Origin of the sequence: Thalassotalea castellviae (genome assembly GCF_031846185.1) — a bacterium.
Classification (GTDB): domain Bacteria; phylum Pseudomonadota; class Gammaproteobacteria; order Enterobacterales; family Alteromonadaceae; genus Thalassotalea_H; species Thalassotalea_H castellviae.
On sequence record NZ_JAVRIF010000011.1, the window covers coordinates 1 to 20,226 of the forward strand.

Annotated in this window: 20 protein-coding genes; 7 read left to right on the forward strand and 13 right to left on the reverse strand. The window is 37.3% G+C overall.

Going from position 1 to position 20,226, the window contains the following annotated elements; translation table 11 throughout:
- A partial coding sequence (locus tag RM573_RS15705; protein ID WP_311584159.1) for an SIR2 family protein occupies positions 1 to 947 on the forward strand: 947 nt, incomplete at its 5' end.
- A gap of 2 nt (positions 948 to 949) precedes the next feature.
- A complete protein-coding gene (locus RM573_RS15710; RefSeq protein ID WP_074498715.1) occupies positions 950 to 2,788 on the forward strand; it encodes an ATP-binding protein in 1,839 nt (612 codons plus the stop codon).
- Positions 2,789 to 2,885: 97 nt separating this feature from the next.
- Here RM573_RS15710 and RM573_RS15715 read toward each other — a convergent pair whose 3' ends face one another.
- The 7 genes from RM573_RS15715 to rplU all read right to left on the reverse strand — a co-directional run bounded on the left by RM573_RS15715 (position 2,886) and on the right by rplU (position 10,662).
- Positions 2,886 to 3,323, reverse strand: a complete 438-nt coding sequence (locus tag RM573_RS15715; protein ID WP_074498716.1) for a hypothetical protein — start codon at positions 3,321 to 3,323, stop codon at positions 2,886 to 2,888.
- Positions 3,324 to 5,306 carry a site-specific integrase gene (locus RM573_RS15720; protein WP_311584163.1) on the reverse strand — a complete coding sequence of 661 codons (1,983 nt, stop codon included), beginning with the start codon at positions 5,304 to 5,306 and terminating at the stop codon, positions 3,324 to 3,326.
- Positions 5,303 to 7,138 carry a hypothetical protein gene (locus RM573_RS15725; protein ID WP_311584165.1) on the reverse strand — a complete coding sequence of 612 codons (1,836 nt, stop codon included), beginning with the start codon at positions 7,136 to 7,138 and terminating at the stop codon, positions 5,303 to 5,305. Before RM573_RS15725 ends, RM573_RS15720 begins: the two co-directional genes overlap by 4 nt.
- Positions 7,139 to 7,142: 4 nt before the next feature.
- Positions 7,143 to 8,630 (reverse strand): site-specific integrase, encoded by a 1,488-nt coding sequence (locus tag RM573_RS15730; RefSeq protein WP_233143921.1) that lies wholly within the window; start codon positions 8,628 to 8,630, stop codon positions 7,143 to 7,145.
- Between the two features lie 138 nt (positions 8,631 to 8,768).
- Positions 8,769 to 9,920, reverse strand: a complete 1,152-nt coding sequence (gene cgtA, locus RM573_RS15735; protein ID WP_311584168.1) for an Obg family GTPase CgtA — start codon at positions 9,918 to 9,920, stop codon at positions 8,769 to 8,771.
- Positions 9,921 to 10,076: 156 nt separating this feature from the next.
- Positions 10,077 to 10,334 carry a 50S ribosomal protein L27 gene (gene rpmA, locus RM573_RS15740; RefSeq protein ID WP_303449418.1) on the reverse strand — a complete coding sequence of 86 codons (258 nt, stop codon included), beginning with the start codon at positions 10,332 to 10,334 and terminating at the stop codon, positions 10,077 to 10,079.
- A gap of 16 nt (positions 10,335 to 10,350) precedes the next feature.
- A complete protein-coding gene (gene rplU, locus RM573_RS15745; RefSeq protein WP_303449419.1) occupies positions 10,351 to 10,662 on the reverse strand; it encodes a 50S ribosomal protein L21 in 312 nt (103 codons plus the stop codon).
- A 231-nt stretch (positions 10,663 to 10,893) separates the two neighbouring features.
- Here rplU and ispB point away from each other — a divergent pair, with 231 nt between their 5' ends.
- Together ispB and RM573_RS15755 are read left to right on the forward strand one after the other, a co-directional pair.
- Positions 10,894 to 11,865, forward strand: a complete 972-nt coding sequence (gene ispB, locus RM573_RS15750; RefSeq protein ID WP_311584173.1) for an octaprenyl diphosphate synthase — start codon at positions 10,894 to 10,896, stop codon at positions 11,863 to 11,865.
- Positions 11,866 to 11,905: 40 nt separating this feature from the next.
- Positions 11,906 to 12,523 (forward strand): paraquat-inducible protein A, encoded by a 618-nt coding sequence (locus RM573_RS15755; RefSeq protein ID WP_311584176.1) that lies wholly within the window; start codon positions 11,906 to 11,908, stop codon positions 12,521 to 12,523.
- Positions 12,524 to 12,587: 64 nt separating this feature from the next.
- On the opposite strand, the gene mdh is transcribed toward RM573_RS15755, so the two are convergent.
- Positions 12,588 to 13,523 carry a malate dehydrogenase gene (gene mdh, locus RM573_RS15760; protein ID WP_311584178.1) on the reverse strand — a complete coding sequence of 312 codons (936 nt, stop codon included), beginning with the start codon at positions 13,521 to 13,523 and terminating at the stop codon, positions 12,588 to 12,590.
- A 191-nt stretch (positions 13,524 to 13,714) separates the two neighbouring features.
- On the opposite strand from mdh, the gene argR reads away from it, so the two are divergent.
- Positions 13,715 to 14,191, forward strand: a complete 477-nt coding sequence (argR, locus tag RM573_RS15765; RefSeq protein ID WP_311584181.1) for a transcriptional regulator ArgR — start codon at positions 13,715 to 13,717, stop codon at positions 14,189 to 14,191.
- Positions 14,192 to 14,208: 17 nt separating this feature from the next.
- Here argR and RM573_RS15770 read toward each other — a convergent pair whose 3' ends face one another.
- From RM573_RS15770 to RM573_RS15790, 5 genes are all read right to left on the reverse strand, one after another.
- On the reverse strand, positions 14,209 to 15,135 hold the full coding sequence (locus tag RM573_RS15770; protein WP_311584184.1) for a Dyp-type peroxidase: 927 nt from the start codon (positions 15,133 to 15,135) through the stop codon (positions 14,209 to 14,211).
- Between the two features lie 203 nt (positions 15,136 to 15,338).
- A complete protein-coding gene (locus tag RM573_RS15775; protein WP_311584188.1) occupies positions 15,339 to 16,604 on the reverse strand; it encodes an ammonium transporter in 1,266 nt (421 codons plus the stop codon).
- 10 nt (positions 16,605 to 16,614) lie between these two features.
- Positions 16,615 to 16,953 (reverse strand): P-II family nitrogen regulator, encoded by a 339-nt coding sequence (glnK, locus tag RM573_RS15780; protein ID WP_311584191.1) that lies wholly within the window; start codon positions 16,951 to 16,953, stop codon positions 16,615 to 16,617.
- 242 nt (positions 16,954 to 17,195) lie between these two features.
- On the reverse strand, positions 17,196 to 18,041 hold the full coding sequence (locus RM573_RS15785; protein WP_311584194.1) for an HDOD domain-containing protein: 846 nt from the start codon (positions 18,039 to 18,041) through the stop codon (positions 17,196 to 17,198).
- A gap of 133 nt (positions 18,042 to 18,174) precedes the next feature.
- Positions 18,175 to 18,975 carry a DUF2797 domain-containing protein gene (locus RM573_RS15790; protein WP_432280246.1) on the reverse strand — a complete coding sequence of 267 codons (801 nt, stop codon included), beginning with the start codon at positions 18,973 to 18,975 and terminating at the stop codon, positions 18,175 to 18,177.
- Between the two features lie 121 nt (positions 18,976 to 19,096).
- Between RM573_RS15790 and RM573_RS15795 the strand changes: the two genes are divergently transcribed.
- A complete protein-coding gene (locus RM573_RS15795; RefSeq protein WP_311584199.1) occupies positions 19,097 to 19,366 on the forward strand; it encodes a GIY-YIG nuclease family protein in 270 nt (89 codons plus the stop codon).
- A gap of 134 nt (positions 19,367 to 19,500) precedes the next feature.
- Positions 19,501 to 20,208, forward strand: a complete 708-nt coding sequence (locus tag RM573_RS15800; protein WP_311584202.1) for a DUF3581 family protein — start codon at positions 19,501 to 19,503, stop codon at positions 20,206 to 20,208.
- The last annotated feature ends 18 nt before the right edge of the window (positions 20,209 to 20,226 follow it).

A 20,226-nucleotide genomic window follows, 5' to 3' on the forward strand; every position in this document is an offset into this window, starting at 1 on the left:
AACACGTCCTTAGCCACCTTGGTGACTATGCTGCACTAGCTGAAAGAAACAAAGATAATAAAACGGTAATTAATGGCAGCGAAGTTGAGTTATTAACCCTAGAAGAAGCACATAATACAATTCTTGAATCTATCTCAAATGTGATCCGGTGTGGGTATGTTGAGGACAAGGATGGAAATACAGTTGAAGAAGGTTCTTTATCTAAGCCAATCGTTGACATCAATGCACATATAGAATTTATTGATACTCTATTTAACCACGCCTCCGCTGGTGTTTTTGAACGAAGAAAAGCAGTAAACATATTCACAACTAACTACGACACTCTTTTGGAAGATTCACTAGCACTTAATAGGGTTCCATATTGGGATGGTTTTGCAGGAGGAGCTGTAGCGCATCGTATACAAAAATATGGAGAACCCACACCAGCAAATGGACAGCGTGCGAACTTAATTAAAATGCATGGTTCGATAGATTGGTTTCTTTGTGACAAAGGGTATGTATGGCGAGTGAGAGATAACGACCTCTATCCAAAGGCAGAACGGCGAGTTTTAATTTACCCACAAGCTACAAAATATATTGCGACTCAACAAGATCCCTTTTCTACGCAATTTGATTTATTCAGAAAATCGCTAAATTCCTCCAATAGTAATATTTTAGCTGTGTGCGGCTATAGTTTTGGCGATGATCACATCAACAACGAAATAGAGTTTGCTTTATCAAAAGAAGAGAATAAAACTGTATTGCTTGCTTTCTTGGAGTGTAAGGATGCAATTCCTCCATGTCTAGAAAAGTGGCGTAATGGTAGTTTTGGCTCAAGCGTAATTATTGCCTCCATACATGGCCTGTATATTGGAAAAGAAGGCCCATTTAAAAGGAAAGGCGAAGATGATTATTGGTGGACATTCAACGGTGTAACATCAGTATTAAAGAATGGATGCGAGGTTTAATTATGTTTACACCATCTGAAGAACTAAAAATAGGTCAAGTTGTCGAGGTATCTGGAACCAACATAAAAGTTGAGATTTCCGATAAAATATCAGAATTAACAAGAACTTTTAATGGCCGTGTTTACCCGATTGGTCAAATAGGTAGCATGGTTAAAATTCACTATGGTCGTAAAATAATTTTTGGCTTGGTGACAATGCTAAGAATGCGTTCAGAAGAGTTAATTGAAGCTGGAATGCCTGTAACTCCTGATTCTGATCAACGTGTAATGGAAGTCCAACTGCTGGCTGAAGGAAGCTGGAATAATACAAAATCAACTTTGGCTTTTAAACGCGGAATTAAAACTTACCCTTTACCTCAACAAGGCGTATTCCTTCTAACCAACGAAGAAATTTCTTTTGTCTATCGCTCAGCTGAAGGTACAAGAAATGATGAAGTAGATCCATTAGTTCCTTTTGCTGTTTATAGTGCTTCTGAATCTACAGCCTGTCGAACTAACATTAATAAAATGTTTGGTATGCACTGTGCTGTTCTTGGTTCAACTGGATCAGGTAAATCTGGTACAGTTGCTGCAATTATTCATAGTGTACTTTCCCATAAAAATAACGATAAAGAGTTGTCACCTCAGATAGTGGTCATTGATCCTCACGGAGAGTACGGCTCAGCCTTTAAGACTAGAGCGGTCCAATATCGTGCATATGACATAGCAACAGGTGATGATGGACAAGATGAAATCAAGCTTCCATATTGGTTAATGTCTAGCGATGAGTTTACTAATCTGATTATCGGTAAGACAGAAAGAAGTGCTACTAGCCAGAATAACGCAGTCCAGAAAGCACTTGCACATGCAAGAATGGTTGCAGCTAATATTGTAAAGCCTTGTCCAAGAGAGTTTGGGACAAATGAATTAGATCATTTAGAAAGTTTTGATGAACCAAACCTTTGTGATGGCAAAGATACGTCAGATATTCTGGAATTCGACCGTGATAAACCTAGACCATTCTGTTTGGAAGAATTTGAAAGTCATATTAAATATATACAGGGTGGGAGAAAAACTAATGCTGGTCATGTGAGCTTGTCAAATACTGATCTAGCAAAATCTCCCGTACCATCCATACTCGATAAGCTCAAGGTTCTTCGAAGAGATACTCGGCTTTCATTTATGATGAAGTGTTGGCTCGATAATGAAGATGAAATCAAGCTACATCAAGTCCTGAATCAATTTATAGGGGCTCCTAGTCAGGAAGGTAAAGATATCAGAATTATTGATATTTCAGGCCTGCCAAACGAAGTCGCAGGTCCACTGACAGCTCTAATCGCCAGACTGCTCTTTCAGTATAAAATATTCCAGACTCAAGAAGAAAAAGAAAAAGATCCAATTCTCTTAGTTTGTGAAGAAGCCCATAGATATGTTCCAGATCATGGAGAAGCTCAATACGCTGCTGCACAGGGCGCAATTAGACGCATTGCAAGGGAAGGTCGTAAATACGGAATAGGCCTGATGCTTGTTAGTCAACGACCAGCAGATGTAGATAGTACGGTCATATCTCAATGTGGTACATGGGTTGTATTAAGACTTACAAACTCAGCTGATCAACAACATGTCGCTCGCTTTTTGCCTGATGGTCTATCTGGCATGGTTGGGGCCTTACCTATTTTATCTCAACAAGAAGCTATTTTTGTCGGTGAAGGAGCTGCATTACCTTCTCGAATTAGAATAAGAGACTTGAAAAGTGATCAATTACCTAAATCTAATACAATCCCATTTGCTCAAGGTTGGGCGAGTGAACGTTTAAACTTGGAAAAACTCGAAACTATATCTCAGCGAATGTGTGTCGACTAACTCTAGCTAATTCACAAGGCTTTAAAAATTGCTGACCTAATCAACTGTATGCTTAGGTCACAACCTAGATAAAAGATATGACCTACTAAAATTTAACCTATTTATTATGAGATAACTCAATAATGTTATTAGAGCGCAATTTTTCTTGAAGTTCATAAACCCTAAACATTAAAGTACTATTGAGCATTTCCAATTCTTTTTGGATCATCACTGCTTCATCTTTTTCCTTTCTATACTTTTTTTTAAGCGCAATTTCTTTCTTTAATTTTTTTTTGAGTTTTTCAACATCATTTGACGGATCATCATTTTCACTTGTGTTAGGATCATACTCCTTATTGAATTTTTCAATCGCAGGGATCGCTATATCATCCACAAAATCTTTAAATTTATGAATATAACTATGTCCTAATCCTGCTTCATTATTAATCCTATTTAATGATAGTTTTCCATGCTTTTTAACACGCTCAGGCTCTCCTTTTAACAATCGAACAAGCGCATTATTTAACCTAGCTTCAGTTATATCTTTTGTTCCCACTTAAACCTCCGATGTGGCTATGACGCCCTTTATCGCATCATTAAATTCTTCAAAATTTAAATCATGCTTTTTAATTGTTATTTCATTACGTTTTATCTTATGTTTCATACCAATTAAAATGCTGTTCATCATTGTGTCACCTGTATTAAGTTCTCTAAAGCTTGATATTAAACGTTTATTCTGACGTAAAACTTTCTTAGCCTCTTTATCTGTAACTAGTTGATGGTCACAAGGCTTTATCTCGCCAGGAAATTCACCTATACCGCATACTCTGCTGCAAGATGCATTCAGGCAGTAACCTCCTGTAGGGAGCTTAACAACCGATAGAGTACCATTTCGAACTAAACGTTCTATTTCATCTCGATTCATATATACAAGATGACCATTTTCAAGCTTTTCAAATTTATCTTGTGCAATACGCTCACCACCTGCGCCACTTAAATTTTCAGATTCATTATAAATTTCATCAAAAATATCCACCCCCATACGGATACCTTCTTCTTCCATCAATTCTAATAACTCGGTATCCATTAAAATGTCTTCCATGGCTTGTAATTGAGCATTATTGGCGTAGTAGTTAGACATATTTATATTCTGATGCTTATATTGAAACTTAATGGTTGCAGAAGAACCAAAACCATAGCGTTTGAAGAAAACAGCAAAAGTACGACGAAGATCATGAGGTGTGAGTTTAGGTAATTTCCCACCAACTTTCAGTTCACCTTCGCGGGTAGGGTTCAATCGATTAAATTCCTCAACGTCATTTTGAGAGGCGACAATTCCTGATTCAGCAAACGAGTCGTTAAAACGCCTTTCCATACCAGAGATAATAAAGCGAGTGTCGATCTTATCAGGCAAAGTACTAATAAATGCGCTATTAATCTCCCTAAGTGCATGTTGATAGTCATCATTCGATAATTCTCCAGCAATCACCATTTGTTCAACTTTACTAACGTACTCATTTCTTAAATGCTCAGTTATGCCATAAGCTAACTCTAAAGCGTCTTTTACAACAGGATGAGTTTGCCAAGTAGCAACCCTTGGAACCCCGTCATTCCCTTTAGAAGTTTCTCCTTTAATAACTGATATATCATTATCTTTACCTGATATTACTGTTTTATAGCTATTAATTGACATGCTCAGCATCTCACCAAGCCTCATACCAGAGAATGCTATAGCCACAATGCTACAATTGGTCAGTATTCTATTTAATACAGTACCATCCAAGAGGATTTTAAAGTCAGGAATATCATGAAGAATTTGTTTTGTTTTAATTAATGTTCTTTGTGATATTGAACCAGGTTTTTGACTTAATTCTTTTCTATTTTTTTCACCTTCCCTTATTAATCTAGCTTCCTTCATAACTCGATCAATTTCATGAATGAAAGGTTGATATAATTCAACAAGTTGAATTGCGCTAGCTAGAATAGGTTGATACATACCTATAGGAATTGCAATATGCTGCTTAGTTGGCCTTAACTCAACAAACTTTCTTAGGCTATTTCGATTTATTAATCTCATACATAGCCCGTACTCGTGAAGTTTTTTAATTGCAGTAACGACTTCATCAACGGTGGTTTCTGATTTTTTATTAAGATCCTTAACTACTTTTTTTGTAAATGAAGAGAATACTTTATCATCTGATAAAGATATCCAATTACAGCTCTTTAATGCTGTTGCAATTTTAATAAGGCCATTCTTCCAGCGCTGTATTTGACTACATGTGGCTTTTTGGTGGTGTTTTACTTCATACCTATCAGAAATAACCCCTAAAGCTCTTTGTATTCCTTCTCGGTATGCTAAATCAATATTTTTAAAAGAAACTTTAAAAGGTTGCCCCACTGCACGTGCTTCTTGCCCCGAGTAAATCCATGTTTCATCATAAATTCGACTACGTGGTAAACCATCAGAACGAGTTGTTATTACAGTATCTGCACTAAATTCAGGTATATCTCTGAGTTTAACTTTTGCGTTTATTTTCATGAGAAGACCTCAAATAAGTCGTTTAAACTGTAAACATTATTATAAAGCGGGTGTGCAGCTTCTTTTATCTTCTCTTCTGCTAACAAGAAGTTACTGCTGGATTTTTCCTTAAAGCGCTTGAGAATACTCTCAATAATATTGAAGAGCCATGTATATCGCTTTTCAGGCATAGAGTTAACAGCTGGTAACTGTTGAAGCTGCTGTAAAGTTTCTTTAAATGAAAGCATTAACCAAATATCCATAACATCAGCAACTAGAGCATGATATTCACATTCAAAACATGATAGAAAATCTGTACAGATACTTTCTTCTACGGTTGTATCAACCCCTTCTTTTTTAAGTAATTTTCTTATTATACTTGCAGAACCTTTTTTATTATCGTTACAACGAACACCAAGTGGTGTTCGTGATTCGTTATTTCTATCTTTTCCTGCTCTAAGATGTTCGTACTCATAGTTATCAAGGACATCGGCAAATTTATATTTCGCCGCTTCCGTTGCTGCTTTTATTTCTTTTCCATTAGCGATGGCATATTTAGCATCCATCGCAGCCCCTAGATTATTCTGATGCTCTGTTTTCGTTCCATGAACATAGTTTCTCGCCACAACATTTATACTGTTATTTCCAGACATTGCGACTAAATAGACGCTCTGTGTAACACGAAATAATGTATCCAACTTGGACTTTCTAAAACGTGACGGATTTATTGTAGGAAGCCCTAGTTTTTCAAGTAATTTGTTGATACAAGCTTGTGGGGAATTGATCACTGCATCGTATGTAGTTACGCTTCCGTCTTGTTTGAAATAGGGAAATACTGGAGCTGAGATGTCTCCTTCTGCCATAGTTTTAGCAACAGAAAGCCAGCTTTCTATAAACTCCTTAGCATGTTTATTAAAGCCGAGAGAATTATCTTGCTCTTGATTTCTAGCCCTACCTTTTGATGAATCAAAAATATACTTGCCACCTTGCACCTCTTTAAAATATATATCAGATATTTTAAGCTTTGCTAATGGATTAGTATTTATTCCTGTAAACATGTAAGTAATCATCATTGCGATTCTTACAATATGATTCCGTGCATCTGATTTTTGAAGTGCTTTTTTAAACGCTGCTTTTTGTCCTACAAGTTTGTTTCCTTTTAGACCTCTCTCAATGGCAACCTTATTTAATAACTCTTCATCGTATAAAGGATGTCGCTCCGGTAATGTACTTTCTTTAAAATGCTTTAATAGAGACTTATATGCCTTAAACAACGATTTAGCTAAAGGTTTTAGCTCAGTTTCAAGATCATGAGCCTGATAAGAATTATTGCCTACTGTAGCGCCTTTAACTGATGGAAGGCTTTTAGCGTCTAAACTTCTATTTAACTGTTTAAGTACCCACGAGAGTGCTTTTTTATCTGCTGACCAACTAGTTTTTTGTTTCCGATTTAACGCACATTCTTCGCTAAACCATTTCATATATTCATTTATTAAATCCATATGAAACCAGTCACCTTTGATAGCCTTAAGTCCAAAACCATCTAACCAGCGTATATAATTTATAACACCACAAAAATGAGAGTAAGTTGTTTGATTAGTATCTTTACTCATTAATTGATAAAGGTTACGAATTAAATCATTGCGCTTCATATCAACAAGTAAAGCACCTTTTTTAAAGTCAGCAGTTTGATTGTCTAAAACTGGACAGCCTTTATACTTAAATCGCTTAAAGTACATCTTTCCCCGTCCAGGTACAGCGATATTCATGTCTATTATATGAATTGGGTTAACTGTAGCTCTTGGTGCAACATTATCACGAATTGGGGCTAATTCTTTGCGTTTACCTTTCAATACTTTAAACCTCACTTGAGATATCATGAGTTAAGGCATCATCGATATCGCCTAGACCATCAAATATACCCAGGTAGTCTAAAACATCTTCATAGATCTCATCACCTGCCGGCTCATCTTGTGCAATTTTAAGGTACAATAATGTGGTTGCCGCATCTTCATGACCTAGGCATTCAGATACTAGTGCAAGAGCTGTATCAGGATCAGTTTTACGCAATAAAACTCTGAATAATGAGACTGCAAATGTTGGCCGTAGATTATGTATAACCCCATTTATATTAATGCCATTATCATTTTCAACTGTGGCTCTAATTTCATTCCAACGAGTATTAGCTTCTGTCAATTTAGTGAAAAAAGGTATACCTGTTTGACTGATAAAAATGTAGTCTTTTTCTTCATCAATACCGTCTTCAACTTCAAAGAGTGCATTATCACCCAAAGCTCTTCTTTCTCTACAAAAGGCTTTAAACTTAGCAAGTCTCGCTTGATACCTATCACTACGAGTATACTCATAGAGCATTTGCATCGTACTTGTTGGAATGATTGTGCGTCTGGGTTTATTATCATGACCATTTGACTTGGTGAGTGAGCCGTAAGTACTACCGACACCAAAGCGCATCATTTTCTTTTCAAGATTTGGTTTTACTACTTGCCCTTTATGTAAACTTGCAACTTCTTCTTTTCTTAGCCCTGTGAACCTACCCACAAGGAAAAATAAACAATACTCAATTGGAAATGAAGCCCTCTTTAGTTCCCCTCCAACATTTTTTATAACCTTTCTTGAGCCTAGTAGTATCTTCTCTACTGATGTCCACTCAACATTTGCTAATGGCTTTAGATCGCGTCTTGACGAGGGGAGCCCACCTCCTTCGTTTTTCTTCGATTTTCCAAAGTTTAAACGTAAGTCAGTTGTATGAACTTGCTTAGACATATAAGCCTTCATGCTAGTACCACTTGCTTGAAAACTTATCGTAACAACTTCATACTTAAAGGGCGGATTATTAAATTGGTAACCATTTCTAAGATAATAGGAGTAAAATTTAACGACACCATTCATATACGCTGACGCTGTTGTTCTAGCAATTTTCAATTGAGGGTTTTGTTCTTCAAGAACAGCATGCTTTAACGCAGCTCGATATTGATAAGTAATTCGTTGATTTTTACGTAAGGGAAAGGTATTCCAGGTAGGTCGAGGTAAATCAATTAATTCATCAAATAAATCTTCATCATACTCTGCATCCCATAGGCTTTGTGATTTAAGCAGAAATGAAAAGAAGTGTACTAAAGCTTTGCTATATTGATCAGATTCTTGTTTTGATTCATCGACATGATGAGCTAACAAGAACCGGTTCACCTGCTCTAATGGTTCATAAGAGACTATAGTTCCAGACTCATCTCTACCTACTAAATTCAATAAAGTAAGCTTTTTAATATGAACAGGATCTTGTTTGGAGTATTTAACTGAGAGTTCACCATTGTCATCTACAATCACTAAAGGGGTGCGATATGTATATGGTTTAATTTCAGTTGTTTTTATTTCGTAAAAGATTTCTATGAGAATACCTACCTTGATAATACTTATTAGCTATTATCAACATAGTAGATATTCTCACATCGTCAAGGTGTATAGTTACTCTTTGGGGTAAAAGGTGTTTGGGTGTTCATCCCAGTCTTCATCATCAAGATCATCATCGAGCTCATCGACTGTTTCTTGATGATAAGTGTCCCATTTAAATTCAACCGATTTTTCTTCTGGCGTTTCTTCTACTTCGTCCGGTAATTCGTCAATAAACTTCATTACCCCTTGGCAAAGTTCTTCAGTACCCATTTTATTGAAGGCCGAAATTGATCTCACTTCACCTTGCCAGTCAAGCCCCTCAATAATACGATCCGTTAGCTCTTTTGCTTCTTCTTCGAGTATTAAATCTAACTTATTAAACACTAACCAACGAGGTTTACTCGCCAGTTTTGCTGAATGTGTTTCAAGTTCACTAATAATAGTTTTGGCATTTTCTAACGGATCAGAGCCATCAGCAGGTAAAACGTCAATCACGTGTAATAGAATACGACAACGCTCTAAATGTTTCAGAAACTGCGTACCTAATCCAGCACCATCCGCTGCGCCTTCAATTAACCCTGGAATATCGGCAATCACAAAGCTACTTTGATTATCAATGCGCACTACACCTAAATTAGGCACTAATGTAGTAAACGGATAATCGGCTACTTTGGGTTTCGCTGCAGAAACACTACGTATGAGTGTCGATTTACCCGCATTTGGTAAACCTAACAAGCCAACATCCGCTAATAATAATAGCTCTAATTTAAGGCTTCGAATTTCACCCGGCGTACCATCAGTTTTTTGACGAGGTGCTCGGTTAGTACTACTTTTAAAGCGTGTATTCCCTAAACCGTGCCAACCACCTTTTGCCACTAACAGCTTTTGCTTATGCTGGGTTAAATCGCCAATCAATTCATCGGTATCAACATCAACTGCACGTGTGCCAACGGGTACTTTCAAATATAAATCATCTGCACCTTTACCGGTACAATCACGACTTTTACCATTTTCACCACGCTTTGCCCGATGAAATCGTTCAAAGCGATAATCAATTAAAGTATTTAATCCTTCGTCAGCAATGAGATAAACATCACCACCGTCCCCGCCGTCGCCGCCGTTTGGACCACCGAATTCGATATACTTTTCTTTTCGAAAACTTACGCAACCATTACCACCGTCGCCGGCTTCTACGCGAATTTCAACTTCATCTACAAATTTCATGGTGCTGTAAAACACTCCAAAACTAATTGCTTGTATGTATTATAAGCGATTTTATTCACTTAAGTGATACAAAGCCTAACTATTTAATGCTAGATCAAATATAGCTGCAAAAAAAAACCCTGCCAAACAGCAGGGTTTTTCAATTCTTAAATACTGTTACTCTGCAACAATACTTACAAACTTGCGGTTTTTAGGACCTTTAACATCAAACTGAACTTTACCGTCAGATAATGCAAATAAAGTATGGTCTTTACCGATACCCATGTTGTCACCTGCGTGGAAACGAGTACCACGTTGACGAACAATAATGTTACCTGCTAATACTGATTCACCACCGAAACGTTTAACACCTAAACGTTTACTCTCTGAATCACGACCATTCTTGGTACTACCTGCTGCTTTCTTATGTGCCATTTTTAATCGCTCCTAATTAGCCGTTAATACCAGTAATCTTCACTTCAGTGAACCATTGACGATGGCCCGCTTGTTTGCGTGAATGCTTACGACGTTTAAACTTAACAATCTTAATTTTATCACCACGGCCTTGAGTAACAACTTCCGCAGTTACTTTACCGCCAGCAATGTAAGGCGCGCCTACATTGATGTTTTCGCCGTCAGCGATCATTAAAACGTTATCAAAATCAACTGATGCGCCAACTTCTAGTTCGATTTTTTCTAAACGAACAGTTTGACCTTCAGTTACACGGTGTTGTTTACCACCGCTTTGGAATACAGCGTACATAGCTACTCCGTACTGCGCCAATGTTATATTTGACGCTTAAATTTAAAAATATAGGGCGCGAATTCTACGCGAAGATATTAGGGATCGCAAGTACATTTAAGAGATAAATGATAATTAATAAAGAATAATTTTTCCAGTTCAATAGAGCCTTCTATATCATTGAATTTCGTGTAAACTTGAGCACATATAAATTTCTGGGTAATTGAACTTTTAGGTCACTATTTTCGCTTTATGGATCTCAAAAATATACAAGCATTAGCGCAAGCTGATATGACAGCCGTTAATGATCTTATTTATTCTCAACTTCAATCTGATGTCGCATTAATTAATCAACTCGGTGTTTATATTGTTAATGCTGGCGGCAAACGTATGCGTCCAATGTTAACCGTATTAGCCGCAAGAGCATTGAATTATCAAGGTTCAAATCATATTGATATTGCTGCCATTATTGAATTTATCCATACAGCTACGCTGTTACATGATGATGTTGTTGATGAATCCAATATGCGTCGAGGCCGTGAAACCGCCAACGCACTTTTTGGTAATAGCGCGAGCGTATTAGTAGGGGACTTTTTATATACCCGTTCTTTTCAAATGATGACCAAGCTTAATAACATGGACATTATGGATATTTTATCTGATGCCACCAATATTGTTGCTGAAGGTGAAGTTTTACAGTTAATGAATTGTAATGATCCTAATACCACCGAAAAAAGCTATATGCAGGTAATTTATTGCAAAACAGCAAAGCTTTTTGAAGCGGCGACTCGTTTAGCTGCTGTTGTTGCTGATCAAAATAAAGCAACAATTCTCGCGATGCAAGATTACGGTAAATATTTAGGAACGGCTTTCCAGCTTGTTGACGATATTATGGACTACACGGCTGATGCCAAAGAAATGGGGAAAAATATCGGTGATGATTTAGCAGAAGGCAAGCCAACATTGCCATTGCTATACGCGATGCAGCACGGCACCGAAAAACAAAAAACATTGATCCAAAATGCAATAGAGCATTGTAACGGTATGGACAACTTAGACGAAATACTGCAAGCAATGGAAGAAACAGGTTCATTACGGTATACACAAAAAATTGCAGAACAAGAAGCTGATAAAGCCATCAACGCACTGGCTAATATCCCAGCATCTGATTATAAAGACGCGCTAATCTCATTAGCCCATATTGCGGCAAATAGAACGGCTTAAAGCATAATCATCAGTTTGATCTAACGGTATCGAGTTACACATGCTTAGAAAACATCTTGGTTTTATTCTTAACTTAGCCGCCATAGGCCTTTTTATTCCTGGCATATATTTACCCATGTTTAATTTAAATATGGCGGTTACTGCCCAAATCGCGAATGGCAATTTAACTTCTGAAATCGTTAATAAAGAATTGTCATTATTAAATACCATTAATGAGCTTTGGCAAGATGAACGTATATTAGTAGCCGCGTTAATCTTTCTTTTTTCTATCGCAATCCCTGTATTAAAAACAGCGTTAATAACGCTCAGTTATTTTTTAAAGAATATTCACTTAGCAAAAAAACTTGTCGCTTTTGTCAATTTTATTGGTAAATGGTCGATGGCAGATGTTTTTGTCATTGCGATATTTTTAGCGGTGCTGTCGACTAACCACGCAGAAACAGCAACTCAGCAGACGATAGCTGTTTTTGGGTTTAAAATTAATCTCATCTTAAGTAGTGAAACGTTATCGCATGTTGGGACAGGATTTTATTATTTTTTAAGTTACTGTTTGTTATCTATGATAGGCACACAACTTAGTTTAAGTGCCCTTAAACAACTTAAACCAGCCTTAAAACTAAACGACGAAAATCAACAACAATCCTCGTTAAACACCTAGCCTAAATATTCACGCCATAAAAAAAGCCAGTCTGAGACTGGCTTTATTATCAAAAGATAAAAAATTAACCGTTGATAAAATCAACACCTTCTTGAATATCTTTGTTTAATGTTGCTAACATATCGTTTTTCGCTTTTTCTTCAAAAGCAGATAACTCACCGTATGGTAAGATTTCAGCAACACCGTTTACACCTAAACGTACCGGATGAGCAAAGTATGCAGCATCACCATCTGCAACGTCTACGTAAGCGTAATCTACAACATCTTCACCTTGTAGACCTTTCACTAAAGATAAACAAAATCGAGCAGCAGCAGCGCCCATAGATAAGGTAGCAGAACCGCCACCCGCTTTAGCATTTACCACTTCAGTACCCGCGTTTTGGATACGTGGCGTTAATGCAGCGACTTCTTCATCTGAGAAAGTAACACCTTCAACTTGAGAAAGAAGAGGTAAAATAGTTGTACCTGAGTGACCACCAATGACTGGAACTTTAACTTCAGCAACGTTTAAGCCTTTAAGTTCAGCAACAAAAGCTTCACTACGAATAACATCTAAAGTTGTTACACCGAAAACACGGTTTTTGTCGTAAGTTCCCGCTTTTTTAAACACTTCGGCAACAATTGGTACAGTACCGTTAACTGGGTTAGTAATAACACCCACTAAAGCCTTAGGACAGTTAGCTACAATGCCTTCTGCTAATGTTTTGATAATACCAGCATTTACCGCGAATAAATCTGCACGGTCCATACCTGGCTTACGTGGCATACCGGCTGGAATGATAACAATATCAGCACCACTTAACGCAGAAGCTAAGTCGTCAGCACCGAATCCTTCAACATTTACCGCTGTAGGGATGTGGCTTAAATCTACTGCAACACCAGGAACTACTGGCGCAACATCGTATAAAGCTAAATCTGAACCTGCAGGTAACTGAGTTTTTAATAATAAAGATAACGCTTGACCGATACCGCCAGCTGCGCCTAATACTGCTACTTTCATTGGGTGTCTCCGAAATTTGAGTAATTACGTAAATATTTGCCGGCAAAAGATATAGTATTATCCGGCAAAAAACAATGTTTAATCGTGTAATGACATATAAGGATAGCGTATAATTCAGACAACGAAATAATACTTAGGTATTACTCGATTCGATATTTAGGCTTTTATTCATAAGAAACGTAACTATTACTATGGCAACACTACAACAAAAACAAGAAGCACTCGTTCAGGCGTTCAAAGATTTATTAAAACAAGAACAATTTGGCTCTCAAGGTGAAATCGTTGACGCGTTAAAATTGCAAGGGTTCGATAATATCAGCCAATCGAAAATATCTCGCATGCTCAGTAAATTTGGCGCGGTAAGAACTCGAAATGCCCGTCAAGATATGGTGTATTGTTTACCGGCTGAATTAGGTGTACCAACGGCAAAAAGCCCGTTAAAACAATTAGTATTAGATATCGAACATAACGAAATGATGATTATCATTCGTACCAGCCCTGGCGCGGCACAATTAATCGCACGCTTATTAGATAGTTTAAGTAAAAGTGATGGTGTACTTGGCACCATCGCGGGCGATGACACCATTTTTATTGCCCCAACTAACGTCAGTGAAATAAAACAAACCATTGAAAAATTAGAATTATTATTTTCTAAAAACTTAACCTAATGACGTTGTCGCTTGCGTTAGCTTTGCCCTAGTTGACTCAAAAAATTTAAACTAGGCGCAAAAAATGCGGCACCTGTTTCAGCTTGAGTATATTTGAGCATGTGATCAAAATGGCCATGCTCGTCCCCTTCAATCATACTTTTTAACATCATTTCAAATGGCTGCGGCGCACTACAATAAGAAACAAAAAACAGTCCTTGGAGTTTCATATCACCGTACGGCATACTTTGACGTAATATTTCTATCGTATTTCCTTCATCATCTTTAATGCTAGTACGTTTGATGTGGGACGTTTCAGGCTTGTTTTCACTGGTATATTCTTCGTTATCAATTTTCGTGCGAGCAAATACATCTTCTTGCTCTTTCACTTTCATTCTATTCCATAAATTTAGGTTATGACGATAGCGTTGAATGTGTAAATAGCTACCACTGGCAAAGTCTGCGTCTTGTTCGTCATTTACTAAGGCTACCTGGCGGCGATGTCTACCTTGAGGGTTTTCGGTGCCATCAACAAAACCGGTTAAATCACGGCCATCAAGGAAGCGAAAACCTCGCACTTGCTCAATCAATTCAACACTGTCAGCCAACAAGGCACATACTTTACCTGCGACAATATGATTTACATCAGCGCGATCGCTTCTGACCTCAATGTATAAATCATAATTTACCGCAGGAGCAATACGATCATCACACTTAATTTCAGTAAACGACTTCAAAAATTTAGGGCGAGATTCTGGGTGGAGTTCATCCCAATAGGTTGCACCAATTGCAACAACGCCCGTTAAATTACTCTCAGAAAAGCGATCCGCATATTTATCAAATAAAGCAGGTAAACGTGATAATGCTTGGCGAATATGCGCATTTTTATCATCTAATACATTAAACATTAAATAATAGCCATGTAAGCTCGGCTCTGCGCAAATACCAAATTGTTCTCTTGCCATACTGCCCTCAATAAATAAGATTTTTGTGATGCTTAACTTGCTCACAAAACTTGGTAGAGATAATAAACCTTTAATAAAGAAAAGAAAACATCGTTATTCATGACAAGGTAAATCCCGTCATCACCACTGACTGTTATAACGGCTCAAATTTAACACACAAAAAAAGCAGCGATTAAGCTGCTTTTCAATACTTTCGTTGTTAATTAACCGTTTGTGAATTCTGGATAGGCTTCCATACCACAATCAGCTTTATCAACACCTTCATATTCTTCTTCTTCAGTAACACGAATACCCATAGTTATTTTAAGTACATACCAAACCACAAAGCTTGTTACAAATACCCATGCAAAGATAGTAGCAGCACCAATTAACTGACCACTAAATGATGCACCGTCATTTGTTACTGGCACTAATAATAAACCAAACAAACCAACGACACCGTGAACAGAGATAGCACCCACTGGATCATCAATCTTTAATTTATCTAAGCTAACAATTGAAAGGACAACAATAATACCACCAATGGCACCAAATAATGTCGCTTGCAATGCTGTTGGCGTAGAAGGTTCTGCAGTAATAGCAACTAGACCCGCTAAGGCACCGTTTAATGCCATCGTTAAATCAGCTTTCTTAAATAAAATTTTAGCTAAGATTAATGCTGCAACCGCACCACCAGCCGCCGCTGCGTTAGTATTTAAAAAGACCATAGCAACTGAATGTGAATTACCAATATCACCTAACTTTAATACTGAGCCACCGTTGAAACCAAACCAACCCATCCATAAAATGAATGTACCTAACGTAGCTAATGGTAAGTTAGAACCTGGGATTGCATTGACACGACCGTCAGCTGTGTATTTCCCTTTACGAGCACCTAACAATAATACACCCGCTAATGCCGCTGAAGCACCTGCCATATGAACAATACCAGAACCGGCAAAGTCAGAAAATCCTAAATCACCGAGTGTGTATAAACCAAATACGGCATTACCACCCCATGTCCAGCTACCTTCCATTGGATAAATAACCGCGGTTAAAACGACAGTAAAGGCTAAGAAAGCCCATAATTTCATACGCTCGGCAACCGCACCTGAAACAATCGACATTGCTGTAGCAACAAAGACTACTTGGAAGAAAAAGTCAGAAGCCGCCGAATAAATTGCTCCGCCAGTAAAGCCGTCTTCACGTTCAGCGAAAGATTTCAATACTGCGTCTGCGTCAACTGTTTCTATGCCCGACAAAAAGAAACCGCCGCCATACATAATTTCATAACCGCATGCTAAGTACATCATGCAAGAAATCGCATAAAGCGCGACGTTTTTCGTTAATATTTCTGTGGTATTTTTAGCTCTAACTAAACCTGCTTCTAGCATTGAGAAGCCAGCAGCCATCCACATGACTAATGCGCCACACACTAAAAAGTAAAACGTGTCCATGGCATATTGAAGATGAAAGATATTTTGTTCCATGATATTCCCCTTAAAGTGCTTCTACGTCATTTTCACCAGTACGAATACGTACGGCTTGCTCAAGGTTGTAAACAAAAATCTTTCCGTCACCGATTTTTCCGGTGTAGGCAGATTTAGTGATGGTTTCAACTAAACGTTCAACAACATCATCATTTACGGCAATTTCAAGTTTTACCTTAGGTAAAAAGTCAACTTGATATTCGGCACCACGATATAGTTCGGTATGACCTTTTTGTCGACCGAACCCTTTTACTTCACTTACTGTTAACCCTTCAACACCGATTTCAGAGATGGCCTCTCGAACATCATCTAATTTAAACGGTTTGATAATTGCGCTAATAAGTTTCATTTATTACCCCTTTTTATAGTTTGACAATGAATATTCAATTGTTATACCAATAGAAATAAAGCATTACTAAACAAGAGGTTACAAATAAAATATTGATTTGAATGCTTACTTAAGCACCACTTTGGTGCATGGAGTTAAAAATAGTGTTGATAGTTGGTGCATGTTTACGGTAAGTAAGAAAAAACGGCGATTATTAGCAATAATCGCCGTTTATATAAGTAGAATAAATTGTTAATAGGTTATTAATAAATCATTGCAGCACTTGGGTTTAATACCGCTAAAATACCTAAACGCTCCATATCGCAATAATCATTTGCTTCTGATATAGCATCTTGTTGAAGCGATAAGACAGTTAGTTTTTCACGCGTTAACACGTCTTCTTGCGCATGTGATTTACATTGGCGGTTTAGTTGCATCATTCGCTTAGCCGTATATAACAATTTCGTTTCCATGGTGCTGTATTGGAAATCTTCTTCATTTTGAAAACGAATAGGCTCAATTAAATTATAGGGTAATTGCCAAAGTTTCAATAACTCTGCGGTGCAATCGGCATAGGTAAAACCAAACACTTCTTGTTGTTTGTTCCATGGTAATTCTTTGCTACCTATTTGATTGGCCATTTCCACTTGTTCGGCTTGAAATTGCTGCATAACCAGCTCACCTAAATTATGCAGTAAACCCAATATAAATAAACGTTCAGCCTTAGGTACTCCTAATTTAAAACCTAAATACTTAATCATCAGTGCGCAATCGACACTTTGCTCCCAAAAAGATTCTAAGAATTCAGCAGAAGCCGAAATAGACTTGAAAGCTTTAGTGGTAAAATAAGCTATCACCAAATTATAAACTTCTGTGATACCAAGCACTAAAACCGCTTTTGAAATGGTGTCTATCTTACCGGGATAATTAAAAAACGAGCTGTTCGCCAATTTTAATATGGTTGCCGCTAAAGCCGGGTCAATTAAAATGACATCAGAAATATCATCGATGGTCGATGCTTCATCATCAATAAGTTCTTTAATACGGATAAAAGAGTCTGATAAAACAAAAATTTCATTCGCCTTTTCGGCATAATCCATAGCATCCATCTGCTTTACCTTATTAACAAAATCATTGAAAAGTTACGGTTAACACGTGATATATAAAAACTCACTTTTAATTCCTTTCAACGACACTAGCATGATATTTTTTATTATAGACACAATTTACCAGTTATTTTAATTAATTGACCAACGCATGAATATGATACGAAGAAAACTTTCTAATATTGATAACCCCTGTATCAAAGAATAAATATTGCCCTTTAATACCTTGTAAAATCCCACTCACTTCAGGGTTTTTATCAAAGTTATGCGACACAATTTTTGTTGGGAATTCTTCAACAGGAAAGTTCAGTTCAACCATGTCATTGGATAATTGTTCAACTGAATCTTCACCAAATTTTAATCGAATATCGTTTAATTTCTCAGAAATTAACGGAATTAACTCTTGAGACTTTGCGATTAAATCCATTGGCTCTGCATTACCTTTTAGCATAGTTCGCCAATTGGTTTTATCGGCAATAAACTCCGCAAGTGCTATTTCAACTAATCCTGACTGTAAGCGAGTATTCACTTTAAAAACTGGTAAAGCCTGAGTAGCCCCTTGATCTATCCAACGAGTTGGAATTTGAGTATGACGAGTGATCCCCACTTTCAACCCTGAAGTATTTGCTAAATAAACATAATGAGGAATAAAACAATTCGCCTCACCCCATTCAGGTTCACGACAAGTACCTTGTTCAAAATGACACGTTTCCGGTTTCATTATACACATATCGCATTGAGCAAGTTTTTGCATACATGGATAACAATAGCCTTGTGAAAAGCTCTTTTTAGTTTTCCTTCCGCAATGAGAGCAACTGATATGCTCATGATAAATAAGGGTGAGTTGCTTACCTATTAATTCATTTAGCGGCAATAATTGCTCGCCAATAGGTAATTGATAGTGAACATGACCTTGCTCATCTAATTGAGCTGTCATCTTTCTTAATGCGCCTACTTCTGTTTGCATTGATTTACCATTTCTAAAATATTATATCGACATGTTAAGGAAAAATGGCACACTACTCCATCGAAAATTTTTAATCGTCGCACAGTCCGCCATGTCAAAACCTTCAAATTGGTACGTATACATACTGCGTTGTGCAGATAATAGTCTGTACACGGGTGTCACTACTGATGTCGCCAGACGCCTCGCTCAACACAATCAGTGCAACAAAACAGGAGCTAAATATACACGTGTACGCCGACCTGTCTCTCTCGCCTATCAAGAAACAGCCCTAGATAGAAAAACAGCCTGTCAACGTGAATACCAATTAAAGCAACTTACCAAAAAAGAAAAAGAAAAACTCGTCTCTGCATTCAATTGCTAATTACAGTACAAGTGTACGCTCAACCCCTTGATTTTACTGGTCTGCTTTGTAAGGACATCCTTATATTATTTCGATTTTTACTGAAACAACTGTTAGAATAGTTCGGTTTTGTGTTTAATGAGTAAAGTGTATTTATGTTTTTAGAAAGTTATTGTAATAACGCTGCGGGTAAAATTAATTTCACTCGTCAACAAGCAAGTGATTTTGCCAAAAAAATTGCTGATGATTTTAATCCGTTGCACGACGTAGACGCAAAAAGGTTTTGTGTGCCCGGCGATTTACTATTTTCTTTAACATTAGAAAAGTCAGGTCTTTCCCAAGAAATGAAGTTTACCTTTTCAGGCATGGTCAACGATGGTGTTGAATTGATATTCCCTGATCATATTGAATCGCATGCAGCCATTGTCGATGAAAATGATAAAGAATATTTAACCATAGATGTCAGCGGAGAAAATACTAAAGAAGTAACGACTATCAGTGCTTTAACAAAAGCTTACGTAGAATTTTCAGGTCACACATTCCCACATATTCTGGTTGCTTTGATGGCTGAAAAGCAAGTAATGATCAATCCTACACGCCCTATGGTCATGTATGAAAGCATGAGTATTCACCTTGATACACTTAATTTTCATGAAGTAAATCTTGAACTCGCCACATCAACGCTATCAATTGAAGGTAAACGTGGTGTTGCTGATTTAATTTTTAACTTAATGTCTAACGGTAAAAAAATCGGCCATGGTAAAAAGCATATGTTATTAAGTGGCTTACGCCCTTATGAGCAATCTGTTATCGATGCGATTGTCCAAGAATACAATGACAAAAAAGCTAAATTTGTGGCGTAATCAACCCGTGATAAAGCT